Annotated in this window: 15 protein-coding genes and 1 pseudogene; 6 read left to right on the top strand and 10 right to left on the bottom strand. The window is 65.9% G+C overall.

Annotation, left to right across the window (positions count from 1 at the left end; all coding sequences use genetic code 11):
• Positions 1-112 precede the first annotated feature (112 nt).
• Positions 113-973, top strand: coding sequence for a crotonase/enoyl-CoA hydratase family protein (locus E1832_RS09180; RefSeq protein WP_133359446.1), 861 nt, complete (start codon positions 113-115; stop codon positions 971-973).
• 13 nt (positions 974-986) lie between these two features.
• On the opposite strand, the gene betA is transcribed toward E1832_RS09180, so the two are convergent.
• The gene (betA, locus tag E1832_RS09185; protein WP_133359447.1) at positions 987-2645 is read right to left on the bottom strand and encodes a choline dehydrogenase; all 1659 of its coding nucleotides are present in this window, start codon (positions 2643-2645) and stop codon (positions 987-989) included.
• A 264-nt stretch (positions 2646-2909) separates the two neighbouring features.
• Here betA and E1832_RS22915 point away from each other — a divergent pair.
• The 5 genes and pseudogenes from E1832_RS22915 to E1832_RS09205 form a co-directional block, all read left to right on the top strand.
• A pseudogene (locus tag E1832_RS22915) lies at positions 2910-4052 on the top strand (glycine betaine ABC transporter substrate-binding protein); the annotation flags it as partial.
• Between the two features lie 717 nt (positions 4053-4769).
• Positions 4770-6200, top strand: coding sequence for a circularly permuted type 2 ATP-grasp protein (locus E1832_RS22515; protein WP_165978845.1), 1431 nt, complete (start codon positions 4770-4772; stop codon positions 6198-6200).
• Between the two features lie 6 nt (positions 6201-6206).
• Positions 6207-7148, top strand: coding sequence for an alpha-E domain-containing protein (locus E1832_RS09195; RefSeq protein ID WP_206021030.1), 942 nt, complete (start codon positions 6207-6209; stop codon positions 7146-7148).
• Between the two features lie 4 nt (positions 7149-7152).
• A complete protein-coding gene (locus E1832_RS09200; protein WP_133359450.1) occupies positions 7153-7959 on the top strand; it encodes a transglutaminase family protein in 807 nt (268 codons plus the stop codon).
• Positions 7960-7994: 35 nt separating this feature from the next.
• Positions 7995-8741 carry a proteasome-type protease gene (locus tag E1832_RS09205; RefSeq protein ID WP_133359451.1) on the top strand — a complete coding sequence of 249 codons (747 nt, stop codon included), beginning with the start codon at positions 7995-7997 and terminating at the stop codon, positions 8739-8741.
• A gap of 151 nt (positions 8742-8892) precedes the next feature.
• Here E1832_RS09205 and E1832_RS09210 read toward each other — a convergent pair whose 3' ends face one another.
• From E1832_RS09210 to E1832_RS09250, 9 genes are all read right to left on the bottom strand, one after another.
• Positions 8893-10248, bottom strand: a complete 1356-nt coding sequence (locus tag E1832_RS09210; RefSeq protein WP_133359452.1) for a TRAP transporter large permease — start codon at positions 10246-10248, stop codon at positions 8893-8895.
• Between the two features lie 3 nt (positions 10249-10251).
• Complete coding sequence (locus E1832_RS09215) at positions 10252-11574, bottom strand: TRAP transporter small permease subunit (protein WP_133359453.1); 1323 nt, start codon at positions 11572-11574, stop codon at positions 10252-10254.
• An 83-nt stretch (positions 11575-11657) separates the two neighbouring features.
• On the bottom strand, positions 11658-12758 hold the full coding sequence (gene dctP, locus E1832_RS09220; protein ID WP_133359454.1) for a TRAP transporter substrate-binding protein DctP: 1101 nt from the start codon (positions 12756-12758) through the stop codon (positions 11658-11660).
• A gap of 339 nt (positions 12759-13097) precedes the next feature.
• Positions 13098-14480: an aspartate aminotransferase family protein gene (locus E1832_RS09225; protein WP_133359455.1), complete on the bottom strand. Its 1383-nt coding sequence runs from the start codon at positions 14478-14480 to the stop codon at positions 13098-13100.
• Between the two features lie 89 nt (positions 14481-14569).
• Positions 14570-15961: an amidase family protein gene (locus E1832_RS09230; protein ID WP_133359456.1), complete on the bottom strand. Its 1392-nt coding sequence runs from the start codon at positions 15959-15961 to the stop codon at positions 14570-14572.
• 283 nt (positions 15962-16244) lie between these two features.
• Positions 16245-18089, bottom strand: coding sequence for an ABC transporter ATP-binding protein (locus E1832_RS09235; protein ID WP_133359457.1), 1845 nt, complete (start codon positions 18087-18089; stop codon positions 16245-16247).
• Between the two features lie 3 nt (positions 18090-18092).
• Positions 18093-18965, bottom strand: coding sequence for a metallophosphoesterase family protein (locus tag E1832_RS09240; protein WP_133359458.1), 873 nt, complete (start codon positions 18963-18965; stop codon positions 18093-18095).
• Between the two features lie 95 nt (positions 18966-19060).
• A complete protein-coding gene (locus E1832_RS09245) occupies positions 19061-20614 on the bottom strand; it encodes an ABC transporter substrate-binding protein (protein WP_133359459.1) in 1554 nt (517 codons plus the stop codon).
• 83 nt (positions 20615-20697) lie between these two features.
• Positions 20698-21588, bottom strand: coding sequence for an ABC transporter permease (locus E1832_RS09250; protein ID WP_133359460.1), 891 nt, complete (start codon positions 21586-21588; stop codon positions 20698-20700).
• Between the last annotated feature and the right edge of the window lies 1 nt (position 21589).

The following is a 21589-nucleotide window of genomic DNA, read 5'->3' on the forward strand; positions in this document are numbered from 1 at the left end:
GCCGGGATACTTTCGGCGCGAAAAAGAAGGGACGTGCGGTCATACCGCGCGTCCCGTTTTCTTTTGCCGGAGCGCGTGGTTCCCTCTTTGGGAGGAGACAGGGAGGACGACCATGGCTGTTGTCGATTACGAAAAGGACGGGCGGATCGCCCGGGTCACGCTGAACCGGCCCGAGGTGATGAACGCGATCAATGACGAGCGGCCGGTGGAGCTGGAGGCGGCGGTGGCGCGGGCCGATGCCGATCCGGGCGTGCATGTGATCGTGCTGTCGGGGCGGGGGGAGGCGTTTTGCGCGGGCTATGACCTGACCTTCTATGCCGAGGGCAACGGCAGCGGCCAGGCCACGCAGGAGATGCCCTGGGATCCGATCAAGGACTACAGCTTCATGTGGCGCAACACCCAGCATTTCATGTCGCTGTGGCGGGCGATGAAGCCGGTTCTGTGCAAGGTGCATGGGTTTGCCGTTGCGGGCGGCTCGGACATCGCGCTGTGCGCCGATATGACGATCATGGGGGAGGGCGCGCAGATCGGTTACATGCCCGCCCGCGTCTGGGGCTGCCCGACCACGGCAATGTGGGTTTACCGGCTGGGGGCGGAGCGGGCCAAGCGGATGCTGTTCACCGGCGACAAGATCACCGGCCGCGAGGCGGCCGATATGGGGCTGGTACTGGAGGCGGTGCCGGATGACATGCTGGACGACCGGGTAGAGGAGATGGCGGCGCGGATGGCCTCTGTGCCGATCAACCAGCTGGCGATGCAGAAGATGGTGATCAACCAGGCGATCGAGCAGACCGGGATGATGCAGACCCAGCGGCTGGCGACGATCTTTGACGGCATCACCCGGCATTCGCCCGAGGGGATCAACTTCAAGACCCGCGCCGAGGCTGTCGGCTGGAAGCAGGCGGTGAGCGAGCGCGATGAGGGCAGTTGGGACTGGACCGCGAACGAGCCGCTGCCGCGCCGCAACCGCTGAGCGGCGCGGCGCCTCAGCGCTGGACGGTCTCCCAGTTGGGGTGAATCCATGGCCGGTCGTTGGCGGGGGCCAGCGGCGCGCGGCCGAGGATATGATCGGCGGCCTTTTCGCCCACCATGATCGAGGGGCCGTTGAGATTGCCGTTGGTGATCTGCGGAAACACCGAACTGTCGGCCAGGCGCAGCCCCTCGACCCCGATCACCCGGGCCTCTGGGTCGACCACCGCCATCGGATCGTCGGCGCGTCCCATCCGCGCGGTGCCGCAGGGGTGATAGGCGCTTTCGGCGTGCTCGCGGATGAACTGGTTCAGCGCGTCGTCGCTTTGCACCGCGGCGCCGGGCTGGATCTCGTGTCCGGCGAAGGGTTTGAAGGCGTCCTGCGCGAAGATCTCGCGCGTAAGGCGGATACAGGCGCGGAAATCGCGCCAGTCGTCTTCGTGGCTCATGTAGTTGAAGACGATCCGTGGTGGCGCCTTCGGATCGGCCGAGGCCAGCGTGACCGCGCCCCGGCTTTTCGAGCGCATCGGTCCGACATGGGCCTGAAACCCGTGCCCCTCGGCCGCCGCCTTTCCGTCATAGCGCACGGCGATGGGCAGGAAGTGGTACTGGATGTCGGGGTATCTGATGCCGGCGCTGGAACGGATGAAGGCGGCGCTTTCGAACTGGTTCGAGGCGCCGGGACCGGTTTTCGTCAGCAACCATTGCGCGCCGACCCGGGCCTTGCCGAAGAGGTTCCAGTATTTGAAGAGGCTGACGGGCTGGGTCGCGGCCATCTGGATATAGAGTTCCATATGGTCCTGCAGGTTCTGGCCCACGCCGGGGCGGTCGGCGATCACCGGGATGCCGTGCTGGGCCAGATGCGCGGCGGGGCCGATGCCCGACAGCATCAGCAGTTTCGGCGAGTTGATCGAGGAGGCGGCGAGGATCACCTCGCGCCGGGCGCGGATCACCTCGGTCCGGCCGCCGCGCAGAACCTCGACGCCGGTGGCGCGGCCCGCGCTGATCACCACGCGCTGGGCAAAGGCGCGGATCAGGTCGCAGTTGGGGCGGCGCAGCGCCGGTTTGAGATAGGCCTCGGCGGCCGACCAGCGGCGGCCCTGCCAGATGGTCGCCTCCATCGGGCCGAACCCCTCCTGGCGCTCGCCGTTGTAATCGTCGGTGACCGGGTAACCCGCCTGCTGCCCGGCCTCGACAAAGGCGCGGGTCAGCGGGTTGTCGCGCTTGCCGCGGCTGACATGGAGCGGGCCGTCCGTGCCGCGCCAGGCCGGGTCGCCGCCGTGGCCGCTGTCGTGCCAGTTCTCCATCCGTTTGAAGTAGGGCAGCACATCGGCATAGGACCAGCCGTCGGCGCCCATATCGGCCCAGGTGTCATAGTCGCAGGCGTGGCCGCGCACATAGACCATGCCGTTGATCGAGGAAGACCCGCCGATCACCTTGCCGCGCGGGGTGGCCAGGCGCCGTCCGCCCAGATGCGGCTCGGGCTCGGAGCGATAGCCCCAGTCGTAGATCTTCATGTTCATCGGGTAGGACAGCGCGCCGGGCATGCGGATGAAGGGGCCGGCGTCGCTGCCGCCGTGTTCGATCACCAGGACCGAGGCGCCGGCCTCGGACAGCCGGCAGGCCATGGCGCAGCCGGCGGAACCGGCGCCGACGATGACGAAATCCGCTTCCATCGGTCGTCCTCCTCAGGCCCGCACACAGGCGGCGCGGTTGGGAATACCGGCGGGGACAGGGCGGGCGTTGGGTTGGAAACGCGCGGTCATGGCACACCTCTGGGTCTGTCAGCGGTCCGCGCGGGGAGAGTCGCGTGGACCGGGCCTGGGGCAAAGCCCCCCCTCTAGACCGTATATTGATTGACTGGTCAATCAGGGGTGTCACGAGAATCCATAAAATGTGGTTCCTGGAGGCAATCCAACCTGAAACGCGGAGTTTCTCAGATGTTCAGGCTGTCGATTTCGGCGCTGGCCCTGGCGGCCATGACCAGCGCGGCCGCCGCCGCGGATTGCGATTCGGTCACCTTCTCGGATGTGGGATGGACCGACATCACGGCCACCACCGCCGCCACCACCACGGTGCTGGAGGCGTTGGGCTATGACACCGACGTTAAGGTTCTGTCGGTGCCGGTGACCTATACCTCGCTGGCCAAAGGGGACATCGACGTGTTCCTCGGCAACTGGATGCCGACGATGGAGGGTGATATCGCCCCCTACCGCGAGGCCGGCACCGTGGACACCGTGCGCGCCAACCTCGAGGGGGCGAAATACACCCTGGCCACCAACAAGGCGGGCGCGGATCTGGGCATCACCTCGTTCGGGGCGATCGCCACCCAGGCCGAGGCGCTGGACAGCACCATCTATGGCATCGAGCCGGGCAACGACGGCAACCGCCTGATCATGGACATGATCGCGGATGACGCCTTTGGCCTGAAAGGGTTCGAGGTCAAGGAAAGCTCCGAGCAGGGGATGCTGGCGCAGGTTGCCCGCTCCGACCGCAAGGGCGATCCGATCATCTTCCTGGGCTGGGAGCCGCACCCGATGAACGCCAATTTCGAGATGACCTACCTGTCGGGGGGCGATGACTGGTTCGGTCCGAACTATGGCGGCGCGACAGTCTATACCAACACCTCGGCCGGCTATGTCGCGGCCTGCCCGAACGTGGGCAAACTGCTGAGCAATCTCGAATTCTCGCTGGCGATGGAAAACGAGATCATGGGCGAGATCCTGGTGCTGATGGGGCTTTCGGGTTCGGGCAAGTCCACGCTGTTGCGCGCGGTCAATGCGTTGAACCCGGTGGCGCGCGGCCGGGTGCTGGTCAACGACGGACAGGACATGGTCGATGTGACCGCCGCCGATGCCGCCACCCTGCGCCGGATGCGGCAGAACCAGATCGCCATGGTGTTCCAGCAGTTCGGCCTGCTGCCCTGGCGCAGCGTGCGCGAGAACGTCGGGCTGGGGCTGGAATTGTCCGGCGTGCCGAAGGACGAGCGCGCCGAACGGGTCGACCGTCAACTGGCGCTGGTGGGCCTCTCGGACTGGGGCGACCGCAAGGTCGGGGAACTTTCCGGCGGGATGCAGCAGCGCGTCGGCCTAGCCCGCGCCTTTGCCACAGAGGCGCCGATCCTGCTGATGGACGAGCCGTTCTCGGCGCTCGACCCGCTGATCCGCACCCGGTTGCAGGACGAGCTTCTGGATCTGCAAAAGGATCTGAAGCGAACCATCATCTTTGTCAGCCACGATCTGGACGAGGCGTTCAAGATCGGCAACCGCATCGCCATCATGGAGGGCGGGCGGATCGTGCAATGCGGCACCCCGCAACAGATCTTTTCCGACCCGGCGAATGACTATGTGGCCGATTTCGTGGCCCATATGAACCCGCTTGGCGTGCTCTGCGCGCGCGACGTGATGCAGCCGCTGAGCGGCACGCATCAGCTTACGGTTCCGGCCGATGCCCAGATCCAGGACGTGATGGTCCAGGTGATCGAGACCGGCCGTCCGGTGGGCGTGACCGAGGGCGGCGAGGTGCTGGGCGAGATCACCAAGGATGGCGTGCTGGCCAAGCTGCTGGATCCGCGGGGATGCCGGGACGGCGGGGGGCAGGACGGCGGAGGCGGTGCTGCGCCCGGCGGTTGGCCGCGCGCCGGGGAATCTAAACCTTGCCCCGGCACGGTTTCCGTCGTTAGCTTAAATCGCAGGCGGGTTGCCCGTGAAATGAGCGCTTTCCGGCCGCGTCGCCGGATCGCCGCGCCGCCGCTTCGCGGGCTCCTTGCCAACCTGTTTCGGAGTGCCGCTGATCGTCTCATGGACAAGAGTGACCGATTTTTCGACGAGATGTTCTCGGGGCCCGAAACGGCCCGACCGCCCTATGAGGGCTATTGTCAGTGGTTCAACGGAGAAGAGCTCAGGGGGCTGCGCCGCAAATCCCTGGAAGCCGAGGCGTTCTTTCGCCGCATCGGCATCACCTTCAATGTCTACGGGCAGGACGAGGCGGACGAACGGCTGATCCCCTTTGACATCGTCCCGCGCATCATCTCGGCCCGCGAATGGGCCAAGCTGGAGCGCGGCATCGAACAGCGGGTGCGGGCGATCAATGCCTTCCTGCACGATATTTACCACCGCCAGGAAATCCTGCGCGCCGGACGCATCCCGGAGCATATCATTGCCGGCAACGAGGCGTTTCTGCCGCAGATGATGGGGGTGAACCCGCCCGGCGGTGTCTATACCCATATCGTCGGCGTCGATCTGGTGCGCACCGGCGAGGACGAGTTCTTTGTGCTGGAGGACAACGCGCGCACGCCCTCGGGGGTCTCCTACATGCTGGAGAACCGCGAGACGATGCTGCAGATGTTCCCCGAGCTTTTCACCCGGCTCAACGTGCGCCCGGTCAGCACCTATCCGCAGCTGTTGCGCCGCTCGCTGTCCGATTGCGCGCCGCTGAATTCGCCGAACGACAGGCCGGTGGTGGCGGTGCTGACGCCGGGCATCCACAACTCGGCCTATTTCGAACATGCGTTTCTGGCCGACCGGATGGGCGCCGAATTGGTTGAGAGCACCGATCTGCGCATCGAAAAGGGCCGCGTGGCCATGCGCACGACCCAAGGCTTTCAGCCGATCGACGTGCTGTATCGCCGGGTGGATGACGAGTATCTCGATCCGCTGAACTTCAACCCCGAGAGCCTGCTGGGCGTGCCCGGGATCATGGATGTCTATCGCGCCGGCAACATCACGCTGGCCAATGCGCCGGGCACAGGCATCGCCGATGACAAGGCGCTCTATTCCTACATGCCCGACATCATCGAGTTCTATACCGGCGAGCCGGCGATCCTGCCCAATGTGCCGACCTGGCGCTGTTCGGAGCCGGACGCGCTGGCCTATGTGCTGGAGCATCTGTCCGAACTGGTGGTCAAGGAGGTGCATGGCTCGGGCGGCTACGGCATGCTGGTGGGGCCGGTGGCCAGCAAGAAAGAGATCGCCGCTTTTGAACGCAAACTGCGGGCGCGGCCGGCCAATTACATCGCGCAGCCGACGCTGGCGCTGTCGACGGTTCCGATCCTGACCAAGGCGGGGCTGGCGCCACGGCATGTGGATCTGCGGCCCTTCGTGCTGGTCTCGCCGAACCGGATCGACATGACGCCGGGCGGGCTGACCCGGGTGGCGCTGAAACAGGGATCTCTGGTGGTCAACTCCTCGCAGGGGGGCGGCACCAAGGACACCTGGGTATTGGGGGACTGAGGCATGATGCTGGGAAAGAACGCCGGCGGACTGTTCTGGATGTTCCGCTATATCGAACGGGCCGAGAATATCGCCCGCCTGCTCGAGGCCGGCTGGCATATCGCCCTGACCCGCTCCAACGGCGGCGCCAACGAGTGGCAGTCGATCCTGACCACCGCCGGGATCAACGCCGCCTACCGCGAGAAATATTCCGAATACGATGCCGCCACCGTCATCAACTTTCTGCTGCGGGACAGGAGCAACCCCTCCTGCGTGATGAGTGCGATCGAGGCCGCGCGCACCAATGCGCGCCAGGTCCGCACCGCCCTGTCGGGCGAGGTGTGGGAGGCTGTCAACGACTGCTGGATGACGCTCAAGTCGACGCTGGCCCGCCCGGTGACCGAACGCAACCTCTATGACACGCTAAGCACCATCCGGCATGGCACCTCGGTGGTGCGCGGGGCCCTGCACGGCACCATGCTGCGCAATGACATCTATGCGTTTTCGCGCCTGGGCACCTTTATCGAGCGGGCCGACAACACCGCCCGCATCCTCGACGTGAAGTATTACGTCCTGCTGCCCTCGGCCGCCTTTGTCGGCACCACCATCGACAACGCCCAGTGGGAGGTGATCCTGCGCTCGGTTTCGGCGGAACGGTCCTATCACTGGCTGAACGGCGGCGATGTCTCGCCCTATGGCATCGCCGAGTTCCTGATTCTGGATCGGCGGATGCCGCGGTCGCTGGCATTCTGCTATTCCAAGATCGGGCAGTATCTGGAGCTGCTGGAACAGGAATACGGCCAGCGGCAGGACAGTCAGATCCAGTCGGATCGCATCTGCATGCGCCTGCGGGGCGCCTCGGTGCCGTCGATCTTCGAGGACGGGCTGCACGAATTTCTGCGCGACTTCATCGCCGACACCTCGCGTCTGGCCAATCACATCGAAACGGATTTCCGATTTTACAGGTAACCCCATGCGGCTGAAGATCACCCACGTCACCACCTACAGCTTTGACGCGCCGGTGCATTACGCGTTGCAGCAACTGCGGCTGATCCCGAAATCGGACCACGGCCAGGGGGTGATCGCCTGGTCCTCGTCGATCGAGGGGGGGACCAAGCAGCTTGAATTCGATGATCTGTTTTCCAACCATACCGAACTGGTGATGGTCGATACCGGCGTGACCCGGGTCAGGATCGTCAGCGAGGGCGACGTCGAGGTCGAGGACCGCGGCGGCGTGATCGGCAAGCACAAAGGTCCGGCGCCGCTGTGGCTGTTTCGCGAGGCGACGCCGCTGACCGCGCCGGGGCCGCAGTTGCGCCAGCTCGCCAGCCGGGTGCGCAGCGGCGGCGACGCGCCGGGCGGGGTGGACATGCTGCACGCGCTGTCCGCCGAGATCGCCGGCGCGGTGGCCTATGAAACCGGGCGCACCCACAGCGCCACAGGCGCCGAGGACTCCCTGAGTGCCGGTCACGGCGTCTGTCAGGACCACAGCCACATCATGATCGCCGCCGCCCGCCTGCTGGGGTATCCGGCGCGCTATGTCAGCGGCTATCTGATGATGGACGGCGTGGTGGAGCAGGACGCAAGCCATGCCTGGGCCGAGGTCTGGACCGAGGGGCTGGGCTGGATCGGCTTCGACGTCTCGAACGGTATCTGCCCCGATGCGCGGTATGTCAGGGTGGCCACCGGGCGCGACTATCGCGATGCCGCCCCGATCCACGGGCTGCGGCAGGGCGCCGGCGGCGAGGCGCTTCATGTCACCTTGCAAGTTCAGCAATAGGCTGCTTTCTAGGGCGGCAAAAAAGGTGCCCTGACATGACCTATTGCGTCGGTCTGATGCTGAACCGGGGGCTGGTGTTCATGTCGGACACCCGCACCAATTCCGGCATCGACAACATTTCGACCTTTCGCAAGATGTTCGTCTGGGAACAGAAGGGCGAACGCAACATCACCCTGATGACCGCCGGCAATCTGGCGACGACCCAATCGGTCGTCAGCCTGCTGGATGAGCGCAGCAAGGAACCGGCGCAGCGCAATCCGGGCATCCTCGAGGCCAAGTCGATGTTCCAGGTCGCCACGCTGGTCGGCAACACCCTGAAAGAGGTGATCGCGACCCATGCCGAAACCGGGCAGCGGGCCGACGCCGCCTTTAACGCGACTATGATCCTGGGCGGGCAGGTCGCCGGCGGCGCGCCGCGCCTGTTCATGATCTATCCCGAGGGAAATTTCATCGAGGCCAGCTTTGACACCCCCTATTTCCAGATCGGCGAAACCAAATACGGCCGGCCGATCCTGGTGCGGGCCTATGACCCCGAGATGAGCTACGAGGATGCGATCAAGCTGCTGCTGCTGTCCTTCGATTCCACCATCAAGGCCAACCTCTCGGTCAGTCTGCCGCTGGACGTGCATGTCTATGAGGCCGACAGTCTGGAGCCCGGCCAGCAATTCCGCATCCAGCCCGACGATCCCTATTTCGAGCGGATTTCCAGCGGCTGGGGCATCGCGCTGCGCGAGGCTTTCGGCCAGCTTCCCGATTTCACCTTTCCCGAAGGGGCGGAGTGAGCGGCGGCCTTCGGCCTTGTTCCGCGCCGGTGTCTTTGGCGCGGAGGCCGGCCACAGGTCGGTTCCGCAGGACGATCGAGCGACGCCTCTAACGAAAACCGCGCCCGCCTTGAGGCGGACGCGGTCAGTGGTTCCGTGAGTGAACCCGTTGTTAGCCGTAGACCAGTCTCGGTAGCCAGGTGATGATCTCGGGGAAGAACATGCACAGCAGCAGCCCGACCACCTGCAGCGCCAGGAACGGCAGCGCCGACTTGAAGATGTCCGACATCGGGATCTCTGCCGGAGCGACGCCGCGCAGGTAGAACAACGCATAGCCGAACGGCGGCGACAGGAAGCTCATCTGCATGTTGACCAGGTAGAGCACCCCGAACCACAGCACCAGATCGTCGGGGCTGTCGAGGCCGAAGGACTGCGCACCAAGGGCCTTGACGATCGGCACGAAGATCGGAACGCAGAGCAGCAGAATACCGACCCAGTCGAGGAACATGCCGAGGACGATCAGCACGATCTGCATGATGATCAGGATGCCCCAGGGACCGAACCCGGTGGCCTGCAACGCGTTCTGCACGAACTGCTGGCCACCCTCGAGCACGTAGAGCCCGACGAAGATGGTCGCGCCGAACATGATCCAGATCACCATGGCGCTGGCCTTCAGCGTGCCGATCGAGGCCTCGCGGATCGTCTGCCAGTCCAGCTTGCGGTGGATGGCGGCGACGATGAAGGCGCCGAAGGTTCCGATGCCGGCGGCCTCGACCGGGGTGGCGACCCCGGTAAAGATCACCCCCAGCACCACGACGATCAGGGCGATCGGCGCCGACATCTTGCTGATCAGACGGATCTTGTCGGCGGTCGAGATGCGCTCTTCCACCGGGATCGGCGGGCCCAGATCAGGGTTGATGTAGCTGCGCAGGATCACATAGGCGACGTACATCCCCGACAGCAACAGGCCGGGAATGACCGCGCCGATGAACAGCTCGCCCACCGACTGCTCGGCCACCACGGCGTAGATGATCGCCAGGATCGACGGCGGGATCAGGATGCCCAGCGTGCCGCCGGCCATGATCGATCCCATGGCGATCTTGGGGTCGTAGTTCCGCTTCAGCATCGCCGGCAGGGCGATGATGCCCATGGTGACGACCGCCGCGCCGATCACGCCGACCATAGCGGCCAGCACCGTCGAGGCGATGATGGTCGCCGCGGCGAGCCCGCCTTTGACCCCGCCGAGGACCTTGTAGATCACATCGAACATGTCGTTGATGATCCCGGCCCTCTCAAGCATCGAGGCCATGAATATGAACAGCGGGATGGCGGACAACTGATAGTTCGTCATCAGCGGAAAGATCCGGCTGGGCACGATGTTCAGCGCCCGTTCATCGCCGAGGATGAACAGGAACACGCAGGCCAGACCGCCGGTGACGAAGGCCAGCGGCAGCCCCGCCATCAGCAGCACCAGCAGCGAGCCGAACATGATGAGTGTGAGCCACTCGATTCCAATCTCAAGACCCATCGGTTACGCCCCCTTCACGACGGCGCGCAGATCCTGCGCCAGTTTCGAAATGCCTTGCAGCACCAGCAGCAGCCCGCCGATGACCATGACCCATTTCATCGGCCAAAGAGGAACCTCCCATTCGTTGAAGCTGATCTCGCCCCAGCGGATATTCGGATCGGTCCATTGCGACAGGTTGAAGCCGGACAGCAATTCGCCAAAACCGACCTCGCCCCGCGCCCAGTCCGATACGATGGAGTTGCCCGAGGGCACCGCAATCGCGTCGAAGGCGAAGATATAGGATGTCGCCAGCAGCGTGCCGGCGAAGATGAAGAAGAACACCGAGGTCAGCAGATCGACCCAGGCCTTTTTCTTGCGCGGCAAAGGCGCGTAGAAGATGTCGACCCGCACATGGCTTTCGGTCAGCATCGCATAGGATCCAGCGATCAGGTACTGCATGCCGAACATCAGATACATGGATTCATGGGCCCAGTTGGTCGGGCTGTTGAACACGTACCGGCTAATCACCTCGAAGTAATAGACAAAGACGGCGATCACCGCCCAATAGCTGACGAATTCGCCGCAGAACAGAGCCAGCCGGTCGATATGGCCGGTCCAGCCCGCCGAGACATGGCGGGAATCCTCCTGTGTCTCCTCTTCCTCCAGTTCCTTCAGCTTGCGCTCGGTCTCGGACAGCTCGACCCTGGCGGGCAGGGTCGCGTTGGCGCGGCGCACCATACCGGGCAGCAACAGGGCGTCGAGCAGCATCCCGGCCAGCAGCAGGTAGAAGGCATAGGTCGAGATACTCTTCCAGAATGCCAGACGATCCTGCGCCACCACCTCGATCGGTTCGGCGCTGGCCAGATCGGTGCGCGCCTGTTCGATCGCGGCGCGGCTCTTTTCGATGCGGTCCTCGGCGCGCTTGATCTTCTTCTCGGCGCCACGCTTGGCAAAGGAGCCTTCCTCGGCGGCCTCAAAATCGGCGCGCAGTTCCGGCAGGCTGGCCTCGGCAGAGGCCGCGCGCTCGGTCTCGCGCGTGATCGTGCCTTCGGCCATGCGCACGGTATTGGCCGCGTTCGACAGCTCGGAGCGCGCGGTGGCGCCCTGACTGTTGGCGATCAGGATGGCTAGGAACACGGGAATGAAGACCAGTCCGAACAGGTTCTTGAGATAGAACCGATGCAGGCCGAGCATGCCGCCCGTCACCAGGATCATGTATCCCAGCGCGGTGTTGTAGGTCGGGTTTTCCGGTTTCGGGCGCTTGGCCAGCGCCATGGCGATTAACGGGAACAGGATCAACCCGGCCCAATATGCCCAATGGGGCAGTGTGAAATCGAGACTTGGCATGCGTCCCCTCTCAGCCTCAATGCAAAAAAGCAGACATGGCCTGCGCCGTAGTGGTGCGCAGGCCATGCCCTCGGTCAGTTAGTTCACAGGTCCAGTTGCAACCCTTCGATCTGCTCCTGGGTCACATAGCCGAGCGAGCCGGACATCATGTAGTCGAGCTGGATCTTGAAGACCCGCGCGCTGTCCTTGTCGCGGTTGGCGTATTTGAACCAGATCGGCACGGCGACCTCGGTCATCAGTTCGACATCGTCCTGGCTGAGGCGGGTGACCTCGGTGCCGTCGGCCTCGAACTTGGCCCAGGCCTCCTGGTCGGCCTTCTGGATCGCCGCATGGTGCATGTCGGAATAGACGTGGGTTTCCATCTCGACGAACTGCCGCATCTGCGGGCTCAGCTTGTTCCAGGCATCCATGCCCACGGTGATGTCCATCAGGTCGACCGGCTGGTACAACGACATGAAACCCGGAGGGCCCATGGAGATATACTTGGTCACCTGGCTGAACCCGAGGCTGTAGTTCACCGCCGGACCGACATAGTCGGCCACGTCGATGGTGCCCTTTTCCAGCGCCGGGAAGATTTCCGAGCCGGGCAGAACCGTGGTCTCGGCGCCGATCTCGGTGAACACCTCGGCCACCATGCCGCCGGGCATGCGCATCTTGCGGCCCCGGAAATCGTCGATCGAACGGATCGGCACCTTGGAGTGGATGATGTTCGGGCCGTGATGGACCGGACCCACAAAGTGCATGCCCTGCTTGGCATACATCTCGCGCGCGATTTCCAGCCCGCCGAGGCCGTAATAGAACACGTCCCATTCATGCGGGTTGCGCAGCGCCAGCGGATAGCTGGTCAGGAAGGTGGCCGCGGGGATGATCCCCTGGGCATAGATGGTGAACGGGTTCACCGCGTCCAGCACGCCGTTCTTGACCGCGTCGAACAGCTGGAAATCGCCGACCACGTCATTCGCGCCGAACGGATTAAAGGCCAGCTCGCCGCCGGTCTTCTCGACGATGGTCGCGCACCAGTCCTTGAAGATCTGCAAACCGGCCCCGCCGGGCCAGGATGTCTGGATCTTCCAGGTGGTGGTTTCGCCGGCCGCGGTGGCGATCGACGGTGCCGCCAGACCGGCGGCGCCGGCCAGTGCCACCCTCTGCAAGGCGGCCCGGCGAGAGATAAGTGTCTTCGTCATGGTATCCTCCCTAATTCGCCAGGCGATCTCCCACCCGCCCGGCCACGTGTTTTGAATTCACACCTTGGAATTGGTAACTTTGTTTATCCAATTTGCATAGATCCTTTTTCAATTTGTCTCGCGCTGCGTCGAGATTTCGCGCCGCGCGGCCCGGGCCCGTTTGCTCGGGCCGCGCGGGGAACAATGATTTGGTCAATTGGATTGACCTGATTTCCTGGCCGATTGTTGGCACAGGGGCGGCAAGCGACCGACGAGACCCCGCCGCGGCACAAAAAAACCGGCAGCCGCGGGGGCTGCCGGTTGGCGATGAAACGGATCTTGCGGCCAGCCTGGTCGATGTCAGGCGATGCCCTCGGCCCTGACCCAGTCGGCGGTACGGTCGAGCACCCGGCCCAGCCGCGCCACCACCTCCTGCACCTGGTCCTCGGTGATGATCATCGGCGGGCACAGCGCCAGCGTGTCGCCCACGTTGCGGATTATCAGCCCCTCTTCATGGCCGAACCCAAAGGCCGCCGCCCCGACCTTTCCGATCGGATCGAAGGGGTGTTTGCTGTCCTTGTCGGCGACCAGTTCCAGCCCGGCGATCAGACCGGCGCCGCGCACCTCGCCGACCAGCGGATGACCGGCGTATTGCGCCAGCGCGTCCTGCATCACCTTGCCCACACGGGCGGCGTTGCCCATCAGGTCCCGCTCTTCGATGATGGTCAGGTTCTCCAGCGCCACGGCGGTGGCGACCGGGTGGCCCGAGGCGGTGAAGCCATGGCCGAAGGTGCCGATGGTGTGGCTGTTGTCGGCGATGGCGTCATAGATCTCTTCGGAAAAGATGATCGCAGCCAGCGGCATGTACGAGGAGGTGAGCTGTTTCGACGTCACCATGATGTCGGGGGTAAAGCCGTAGTGCACCGCGCCGAACGAACTGCCGAGGCGGCCGAATCCGTTGATCACCTCGTCGGCGATCAGCTTGATGTCGTATTTCCGGCAGAGCGCCTCGACCCCCGGCCAGTAGCCCTCGGGCGGGGGCATGACGCCGCCGGCGGCCATCAGCGGCTCGCCGATGAACCCGGCGATGGTGTCGGCGCCTTCCTCGAGAATCACGTCCTCGATCTCTTTCAGCAGGCGGGCGGTGAAGGCCGCCTCGCTCTCCCCGGCCTCGGCGAAGCGATAGTAATGCGGGCAGGTGACATGGCGCACCGGGATCGCCGGCAGGTCGAAATCGCGGTGGTTCGCCGGCAGGCCGGTCAGGCTGCCCGAGGCGACGGTGATGCCGTGATAGCCCTTGTTGCGGGCGATGAACTTCTTCTTCTCCGGCCGGCCCAGTGCGTTGTTCATGTACCACAGCATCTTGACCACGGTGTCGTTCGCCTCGGACCCCGAGGAGGTGTAGAACACCCGCGTCAGGTTCTCCGGCGTCATCTCGACCAGTTTCTCGGCCAGCCGGATCGAGGGTTCATGCGCCTTGTGGGCAAAGGTGTGGTAATAGGGCAGGCGGTCCATCTGCGCCGTGGCCGCATCGCGCAGACGCTTTTCGTTGAACCCCACCGCCACCGACCACAGGCCGGCCAGCGCCTCGATATACTGCGTGCCGGCCTGGTCGTAGACATAGATGCCCTCGCCGCGATCGATCACCAGCGGGCCTTTTTGCTCATGAGCGCGGGCGTCGGTGTAGGGGTGCAGGGTGGTGGTGACGTCCACGTGCTGTGCCGAATTGGACAGGGGTTTCATCGTCGGTTCCTTTGCATTGCGTCTAAGATCCGCCGGGGCAGGCGACGGGCGTGGCCACTCTATCCATTCTGCCGCCGGCGGAAAGGGGGTTAACTGGCGACGGCGACGGTATCGGCGATCGCCTCGCCCGCATCCAGCAGCAGATCCTCGCGGAACTGGTTGGCCACCAGCTGAACACCCACCGGGGTCGGTCCGTTCGGCCCCTCGACGGTGCCGGTGGTGACGGTCAGGCCCGGCAGCCCCATGAAGGGCAGGCCGATCTGTGGCATCTGGGCGGCGAGTACCGCGTCGAAATCCGCCTGGCTGGCGACGTCGCGCTGATCGGCAAAGGGCAGCTCGCCCGAGACCGGGCACAGCAGCACCGGCCAGTCGCTGAGAAAGGCGCGCCAGTCCCGCGCCAGCCGCGAGCGGGCCTGAAGCGCGTCCATCAGCCCGTTCACATCCACCGCCGGGCAGACCGCCGAAAGCCGCGCGTGGACCAGGTTGGCGTCGGGGTCGTCCTCGGTGCGGATGGCCTCCTCGCCGCTGCGCCGGGTATCGGTCAGCCAGAGCGTCAGCTGATGCATCATCGCCTCGTGCAGCGGCGGCGTGTCCTGTTCCTCGACCAGCCAGCCGGCCGCCTCCAGCCGCGCGGCGGCCGCGCGCAGCGCCGCCTTGATCTCGGGCGCGACCTGCATCCCGTCGGGGGCCAGGCACAGCGCGGCGCGGCGCGGCGCATCCGGCCCGCGCATCGGTGCCGGCATGTACCAGGCGTCGCGCAAATCGGGCTGCGCCATCGCCTCGAGCCCCAGCCGCAGGTCGGCGATGGAGCGGGCGATCGGACCGGAGACCGCCATCAGCTGGCCGCCGATATGCCGGTCCTGACCGGTGAAATTGAAGGCCGGCACACGGCCGAGCGAGGGGCGCAGCCCATGCAGGCCGCAGGCATAGGCCGGATAGCGGATCGATCCCGCGATATCGGTGCCATGGGCCAGCGGCCCCATGCCGGCGGCCACCGCCGCCGCCGCCCCGCCGGAGGAGCCGCCGGGGGTCAGCGCATGGTTGCGCGGGTTCTTTGTCGCCCCGTGCAGGCTATTGCGGGTGAACCAGCGCAGCGAGAAGGCCGGCGTGTTGGTCCGCCCGACGATCACCGCACCGGCCTTGCGCATGTTGGCGACCACCGGGTTGTCCCGGGCCGCGATCAGATCCTTCTGAATGCGCAGCCCGTTGGTGGTGGCATGGCCGGTCTGATCGACGTTCACCTTGATCGTCACCGGCACACCGGCCAGCGGACCCAGCGCCTGCCCCGCGGCGCGCGCGGCATCGACCGCGTCGGCGGCGGCCAGGGCGGCGTCATCGCAGCGATCGACAATCGCGTTCGCCGCGCCGTTGGCCGTGTCGATGCGGCCCAGGACCGCCTCGGTCACGGCGCGCGCGGTCAGGTCGCCGGCGCGGATCTGTGCGGTGATTTCGCTCGCGGTCAGGTTCCAGAGCTCTTTCATATTTCCATCCTGTACAAAAAGACGCCATTTTTCCCCGATCCGGTCTAGCCGGTCGCAGCGGTCTTGTCGCCCCATTCCGCGCCCGGCGCGGTGGTCGGGCGCGCAGAGGGGGCGGTCTGCCGCAGGATCGCGCAGCGCAGGCCGCCGTTTTTGGCGTCGCCGGGTTTGCAGGGCGCGCGCCCCATCGCTGGGCACTGCGATGCACCCTGCGATCCGAAGGCGGAAATGTACAGTCGGGCAAGAGCGGGTCTGGCCGCGATCCGGCGGGCCGCGACCGCGCGCCTCAGACCGGGTGCAACCGGCGCCGATCTGCCGGCTCACGCTCCTGCGCCGCGGCGCCGGCGGGGGCCTGTGGCGGCGCCCCGTTCAGGAGGCTGCTGGCAGGGTCGACGGCGGCGACGAAATGCCCTTTGGCAACCTCGATCATGGTGGCGCGCGCCGGGGCCTCGCCCACGGGCAGCAGCAACCCGGGCGCCGTCAGCGCCGAGCGGGGCGGCACCCGGTCGGCGCGCCGGGCGGGGTCGGGCACCGGAACCGCGGCCAGCAGGCGGCGGGTATAGGGGTGCTGCGGGTTGTGCAGCACCGCCTCGGTCGGCCCGGTTTCGACGATCTGGCCCGACCACATCACCGCCACCCGGTGGCTGACCCGTTCCACCACCGCGATGTCGTGGGAGATGAACAGGAAGGCGACGCGCTCGTCTTGCTGCAGTTTCGCCATCAGGTCGGTGATCTGTCGCGCCACCGAGACGTCGAGCGCCGAGACGGCCTCATCCGCGACGATCAGTGCCGGCCGCACCGAGAGCGCGCGGGCGATGCACAGACGCTGCCGCTGGCCGCCGGAGAACTGATGCGGGAAGCGGCGGGCCGCCTCCGGCTCCAGCCCGACCTTGTGCAAAAGCTCCTCGGCCAACGCCTGCCGCTCGGCGCGGCTCATGCGGGACTGGATCTGCGCCGGTTCGGTGATCAGGTCGCGCACGGGCAGGCGCGGGTTGAGGCTGGCAAAGGGATCCTGAAACACCATCTGCGCCTGTTTGCGGATGCCGCGCAGCTCTGACGCGCCGAGCCGGGTAATCTCGCGCCCGTTCAGCGCGACCCGCCCCCCGGCCGGATCCACAAGCCGCAGCACGGCGCGGGCGAGCGTGGACTTGCCACAGCCGGATTCGCCCACCAGCCCCAGCGTTTCGCCCGGCGCGATGGAAAGAGAGACGCCGGCCACCGCGTGATAGTCCAGATGCGCCCCGGGCCGCAGCCCGCGCCGGACAGGGAAGCGCACCGCGAGATTGTCCACCGACAGCACCGGCGGTTCGGTGCGGTGCAGCGGTTTCGGCGCGCCGCTGCCCAGTTTCGGCGTCGCCGCCATCAGCGCCTGGGTATAGGGCGCACGGGGGCGGGCGAAGACGTCGGCGACCGGCCCCTCCTCGACCTTGTCACCGCGCCGCAGCACAACGACGCGGTCGGCTATTCCGGCCACCACGCCCATGTCGTGGGTGATGAACAGGACGGCCATGCCGATCTCGTCCTGCAACTGGCGGATCAGGGTCAGGATCTCGGCCTGGGTGGTGACGTCGAGCGCGGTGGTCGGCTCGTCCGCGATCAGCAGATCGGGACGGCAGGCCAGCGCCATGGCGATCATCACCCGCTGGCGCAGCCCGCCCGACAGCTCATGCGGGAACTGGTCCAGCCGCCGCTCGGGTTCGGGGATCTTGACCCGCTCCAGCGCGTCGCGGGCGGCCAGACGGGCGGTGCCGGCATCAAGCCCCTGGTGCAGCCGCAACACCTCGGCCACCTGCTCGCCCAGCGGCATCACCGGGTTGAGCGCGGTCATCGGTTCCTGAAACACCATCGAGACGCGGTTGCCGCGCACCGCCTGCATCTGCCGGTCGGAAAGCGCGGAAAGCTCCAGCGCCGGTGTCCCGTGCAGCACGACACGGCCGCCGGCGATGCGCCCGCCCTCGCGTTCGATCAGTCGCAGCAGCGCCAGCGCGGTGGCCGATTTGCCGGACCCGGATTCGCCCACCAGCGCCAAAGTCTCCCCCCTTGCGATGTCGAAGGAGAGGTCGCGGACCGCGTTGAACGATCCGAAATTCAGACTCAGGTTTTCGACGGAGAGAAGGGGGGAGCGGGTCATCGGTCAGCCCTCGGTCCGGGTGTGTCGGGCGCGCAGCTCGGGATGGGCGCGAAACTCGGGCAGGGCCGGGGTCCAGCGCCGCGCGGCGGGGCGCAACTCGGTGCCGAAGGGATCGTCGCCGGCGACCTGCCAGCGGACGGTGTCGCCCAGCTCGATCACCCCCATGGCGCCGGCGGGCGCGCCTTCGGTGGTGAAGCTTTCGGTCAGCGACTGCTGGGTCAGATGCGGGATGCCTTCGACGGTGGTCACGGTGTTCCAGTGTACATGGCCGGCAAGGCAGACCACCGGCACGCGGGCCTGGGCCAGCGCGGCGCGGGCGCGCTCGGCCATCGGATAGGTGGAATGGCCCGGGTTGTTCTGGAAGTAGTAATTGCCGATCTGCGAATGTCCGGACAACGGCACGTGGCTGACCACCAGCAGCGGCCGGTCGGCGGCCTGGGCGGTGCGCGACAGCCACAGCAGGTCGGCCTCGCGCAGCACGAAGCCGGAGTGATCGGCGCCCCGATAGATCCGGCTGTCGGCGCGCCACAGCGCGATGCGCCAGCCGCCGATGTCAAAGGTCTCATGGCCGAGGGACTGGCCGAGGATTTCCTCGTTCTGCTCGACGCTCAGGTGGTCGCGGTCGTGGTTGCCGTTGAGGTGCCAGATCGGTTTTTCCACGGCGCGGAAGGCTTCGGCCACCTCGGCTTCGAGCCGCAGGTCGGTGTCGTGATCCACGTCGGAAATCCGGTCGCCCAGATCCAGCACATGGGTCACATCGGCGTCGCGGACATAGCGGGCGAACTCCTCCATCAGCCCCATGGCGGTATCGCCGCGTTTGGTGGCAGAGGGGGTGCCGTGGTGGATGTCGGCGACGATGGCGAGGCGGATGGTCATGGCGAGGTCTTTCCTGAAGAATGGGCCGATGTTCCCGGCCCGAAGAAATTGTGTCGGGGGGCGGCCCGCCGCGCGAACGGCGGGCCGGAGAGGTCTTAGTTCGACGCGAAGGAGATCGAACCGGCGCGGAAGTCGAGCACGTAAGGAATGTGGCCCGGCTTCGGCGCCCACACCACGTCCTTGCGCATCGCCCAGCTTTCGAACGGACGGTAGAGCGGCAGCACCGGCGGATCCTGCTTGATGCGTTCCATCAGCTCGGCATAGGCGGCCTTGCGGGCCTCGACGTTCTTGGAGAAGCGGAAGCGTTCCCAGATCTTGGCGTAGTCTTCGTCGGTGTTGAAGCGGCCCTCGCCCTCGGACGGGCCGTTCGGCGCCCACATCACCCCGAAAGAGCCGAACGGGTCGGCGAAATACATCGGGTTCGACCAGTTGCGGGCCATCAGGTCCGGCGAGCCGCCCGACCATTTCTCGGCGATGTTCACGCGGCCGTTGATGCCGACCTCTTTCCACATCTCGGTGATGGCCTGGGCGGCCAGCATCCCGTTGGTGTAATAGGTCGGGTGGGTGTCGAAGGTGATCTCGGACCCGTCGTAGCCGGCCTCTTTCAGAAGCTCTTTGGCCTTCTCCGGGTTGTATTCAAAGGTCTTCAGCTCGGGCATGTAGAGATCGCCGAATTCCTTGTAGGTGTGCGAATCCGGCACCACCGCCTTGCCCAGCCACAGCGCCTCGTTCAGCGTGTCGCGGTCGATCGCCAGGCTCATCGCCTGACGGATGCGCGGGTCGCGCAGCTTGGGGTGGTTCACGTTCATGATCATGACGTGGAACAGCGGCGTCGCGCTGCCCACGGTGCGCAGGTTCGAGTCGGACTCGATCATCGCCAGCTGGTCGGGGGCGATGTTGGTGATGATGTCCGCTTCGCCGGTTTTCAGCGCGGTGACGCGCGATGCGGTCTCGGGGATCTGCTGCACGGTGGCCTTGGCCAGCGGCGCCTTTTCGCCCCAGAAGCCGTCGAAACGTTCATAAACCACGCGCTCGCCGGGAATGAACTCGGCCACGCGGTAGGGACCGGTGCCGACGGGTGCCAGCGAGAAGGCCTCGAAATCGTCGTCCTCGGCCACCTTGGGATCGCCGGTCAGACCCTTGGTATAGTCCTCGGGGATGATCATGACCTGCTGCAGGTTCAGCAGGGTTTCCCACAGCGGCTCTTCCTTCTCGACGCTGATGCGGACGGTCAGATCATCGATCTTCTCGGCCTTGACGAAGTTCGACAGACGGTCGCGCGAGCGCACAACGTAGGGCGGGAAGGTCGCCTGATACATCCGGTTCAGCGAGAACACGACGTCATCGGCGGTCATCGCCTCGCCGTTCTGGAAGGTGACGCCCTCGCGCAGCTTCAGTTCCATGGTCTTGGGGTCGACCAGTTTCCACTCGGTGGCCAGCGCCGGCTGCCAGTCGGCGCCCAGCGTGTCGTGGTTCTTGTCGATCAGCGTGTCGAAGACGTTGTAGTAGAATTGCGAGCCGACGTTGGAATGGTCGCGGCCGGGGTCGAGGTAGCTCGACACGTTGGCGGCGCCGACGGTGATTTCCTGCGCGGCGAGGCCGGTCGCAAAACCGGCGGCAAGGGCGGTGGACAGCAGCAGTCTCAGCATTGGTTTTCTCCGTGGTGCTGGATTGGCGGGTGAAGGTGTGGGAACCTTGTCGGCCCTCTGTTGTTGGTTTTCCGGGAAACGGGTCATCGGGCGCGCAGCCGCACATCGGCGCCGTCGCGCAGCCAGTCGCCGAGGATCTGCACGGCGAAGGTGATCAGCAGGATCATCATCGCCGGCGCGATCACGATCCAGGGCGCGGTCGGCATGTAGTCGCGGCCGATGCCGACCATGGAGCCGAGCGTGGCGGTGGGCGGCTGCACCCCGAGGCCGAGGAAGGACAGCGTGCTTTCCAGCAGCACGATGTTCGACAGCGACAGGGTGAACTGGACCACCAGCGGCGAGACGATATTGGGCAGCAGGTGGTGCCGCGCGATCCTGAGCGGGCCTGCACCTGCGGCGCGGGCGGCCTCGATGAAGGGCATGTTCATCAGACGCTTCACCTCGCCGCGCACGATGCGGGCGTATTGTTCCCACCCGGCGAGGCCGAGGACCAGCACGATCACCTCGATCGAGCTGCCGAGGATGGCGAGCAGGAAGAGGGCGACCAAAGTGAAGGGCACCGCGATCTGGGTGTCGACCGCGGCCATGATGCTGGCCTCGGTGCGGCCGCCGGCGATGCCGGCGAGCAGACCCAGGGTGCCGCCGATCATCAGCCCCAGCGTGGCGCCGAGACCCGCCAGCATCAGCGTCAGCCGCAGCCCGTAAAGGCTGCGTGAGAAGACATCGCGGCCAAGCTCGTCGGTGCCCAGAAGAAAGCCCGCCTTGGCGCGCTCGAACCCGAGCGGCGGGCGCAGCCGCGCGATCAGACTTTGCGAATTGGGATCGAACGGCGCGATCAGGGGGGCGAGGATGGCGAGGCTGACCAGCGTCAGGCCGATCAAGATGGCGGCCTTCTGGATCGGATCTGCACCGCGCCAGAGCCGATAGGCGGCGGCGGGCAGCGACGGGGCGGGAACGGTGGCGGAATGGGTCATG

This window comes from Antarcticimicrobium luteum, from assembly GCF_004358185.1.
GTDB classification, from domain to species: domain Bacteria; phylum Pseudomonadota; class Alphaproteobacteria; order Rhodobacterales; family Rhodobacteraceae; genus Antarcticimicrobium; species Antarcticimicrobium luteum.

Excerpts from the sequence above, each read along its gene's own strand:
- E1832_RS09205 (WP_133359451.1), top strand. The coding sequence starts at position 7,995 with ATGACCTATTGCGTCGGTCTGATGCTGAACCGGGGGCTGGTGTTCATG.
- E1832_RS09230 (WP_133359456.1), bottom strand. The coding sequence starts at position 15,961 with ATGAAAGAGCTCTGGAACCTGACCGCGAGCGAAATCACCGCACAGATC.
- E1832_RS09195 (WP_206021030.1), top strand. The coding sequence starts at position 6,207 with ATGCTGGGAAAGAACGCCGGCGGACTGTTCTGGATGTTCCGCTATATC.
- betA (WP_133359447.1), bottom strand. The coding sequence starts at position 2,645 with ATGGAAGCGGATTTCGTCATCGTCGGCGCCGGTTCCGCCGGCTGCGCC.
- E1832_RS09245 (WP_133359459.1), bottom strand. The coding sequence starts at position 20,614 with ATGCTGAGACTGCTGCTGTCCACCGCCCTTGCCGCCGGTTTTGCGACC.
- E1832_RS09240 (WP_133359458.1), bottom strand. The coding sequence starts at position 18,965 with ATGACCATCCGCCTCGCCATCGTCGCCGACATCCACCACGGCACCCCC.
- E1832_RS09235 (WP_133359457.1), bottom strand. The coding sequence starts at position 18,089 with ATGACCCGCTCCCCCCTTCTCTCCGTCGAAAACCTGAGTCTGAATTTC.
- E1832_RS09215 (WP_133359453.1), bottom strand. The coding sequence starts at position 11,574 with ATGCCAAGTCTCGATTTCACACTGCCCCATTGGGCATATTGGGCCGGG.
- E1832_RS22515 (WP_165978845.1), top strand. The coding sequence starts at position 4,770 with ATGGACAAGAGTGACCGATTTTTCGACGAGATGTTCTCGGGGCCCGAA.
- E1832_RS09180 (WP_133359446.1), top strand. The coding sequence starts at position 113 with ATGGCTGTTGTCGATTACGAAAAGGACGGGCGGATCGCCCGGGTCACG.
- E1832_RS09225 (WP_133359455.1), bottom strand. The coding sequence starts at position 14,480 with ATGAAACCCCTGTCCAATTCGGCACAGCACGTGGACGTCACCACCACC.
- E1832_RS09200 (WP_133359450.1), top strand. The coding sequence starts at position 7,153 with ATGCGGCTGAAGATCACCCACGTCACCACCTACAGCTTTGACGCGCCG.
- dctP (WP_133359454.1), bottom strand. The coding sequence starts at position 12,758 with ATGACGAAGACACTTATCTCTCGCCGGGCCGCCTTGCAGAGGGTGGCA.
- E1832_RS09210 (WP_133359452.1), bottom strand. The coding sequence starts at position 10,248 with ATGGGTCTTGAGATTGGAATCGAGTGGCTCACACTCATCATGTTCGGC.
- E1832_RS09250 (WP_133359460.1), bottom strand. The coding sequence starts at position 21,588 with ATGACCCATTCCGCCACCGTTCCCGCCCCGTCGCTGCCCGCCGCCGCC.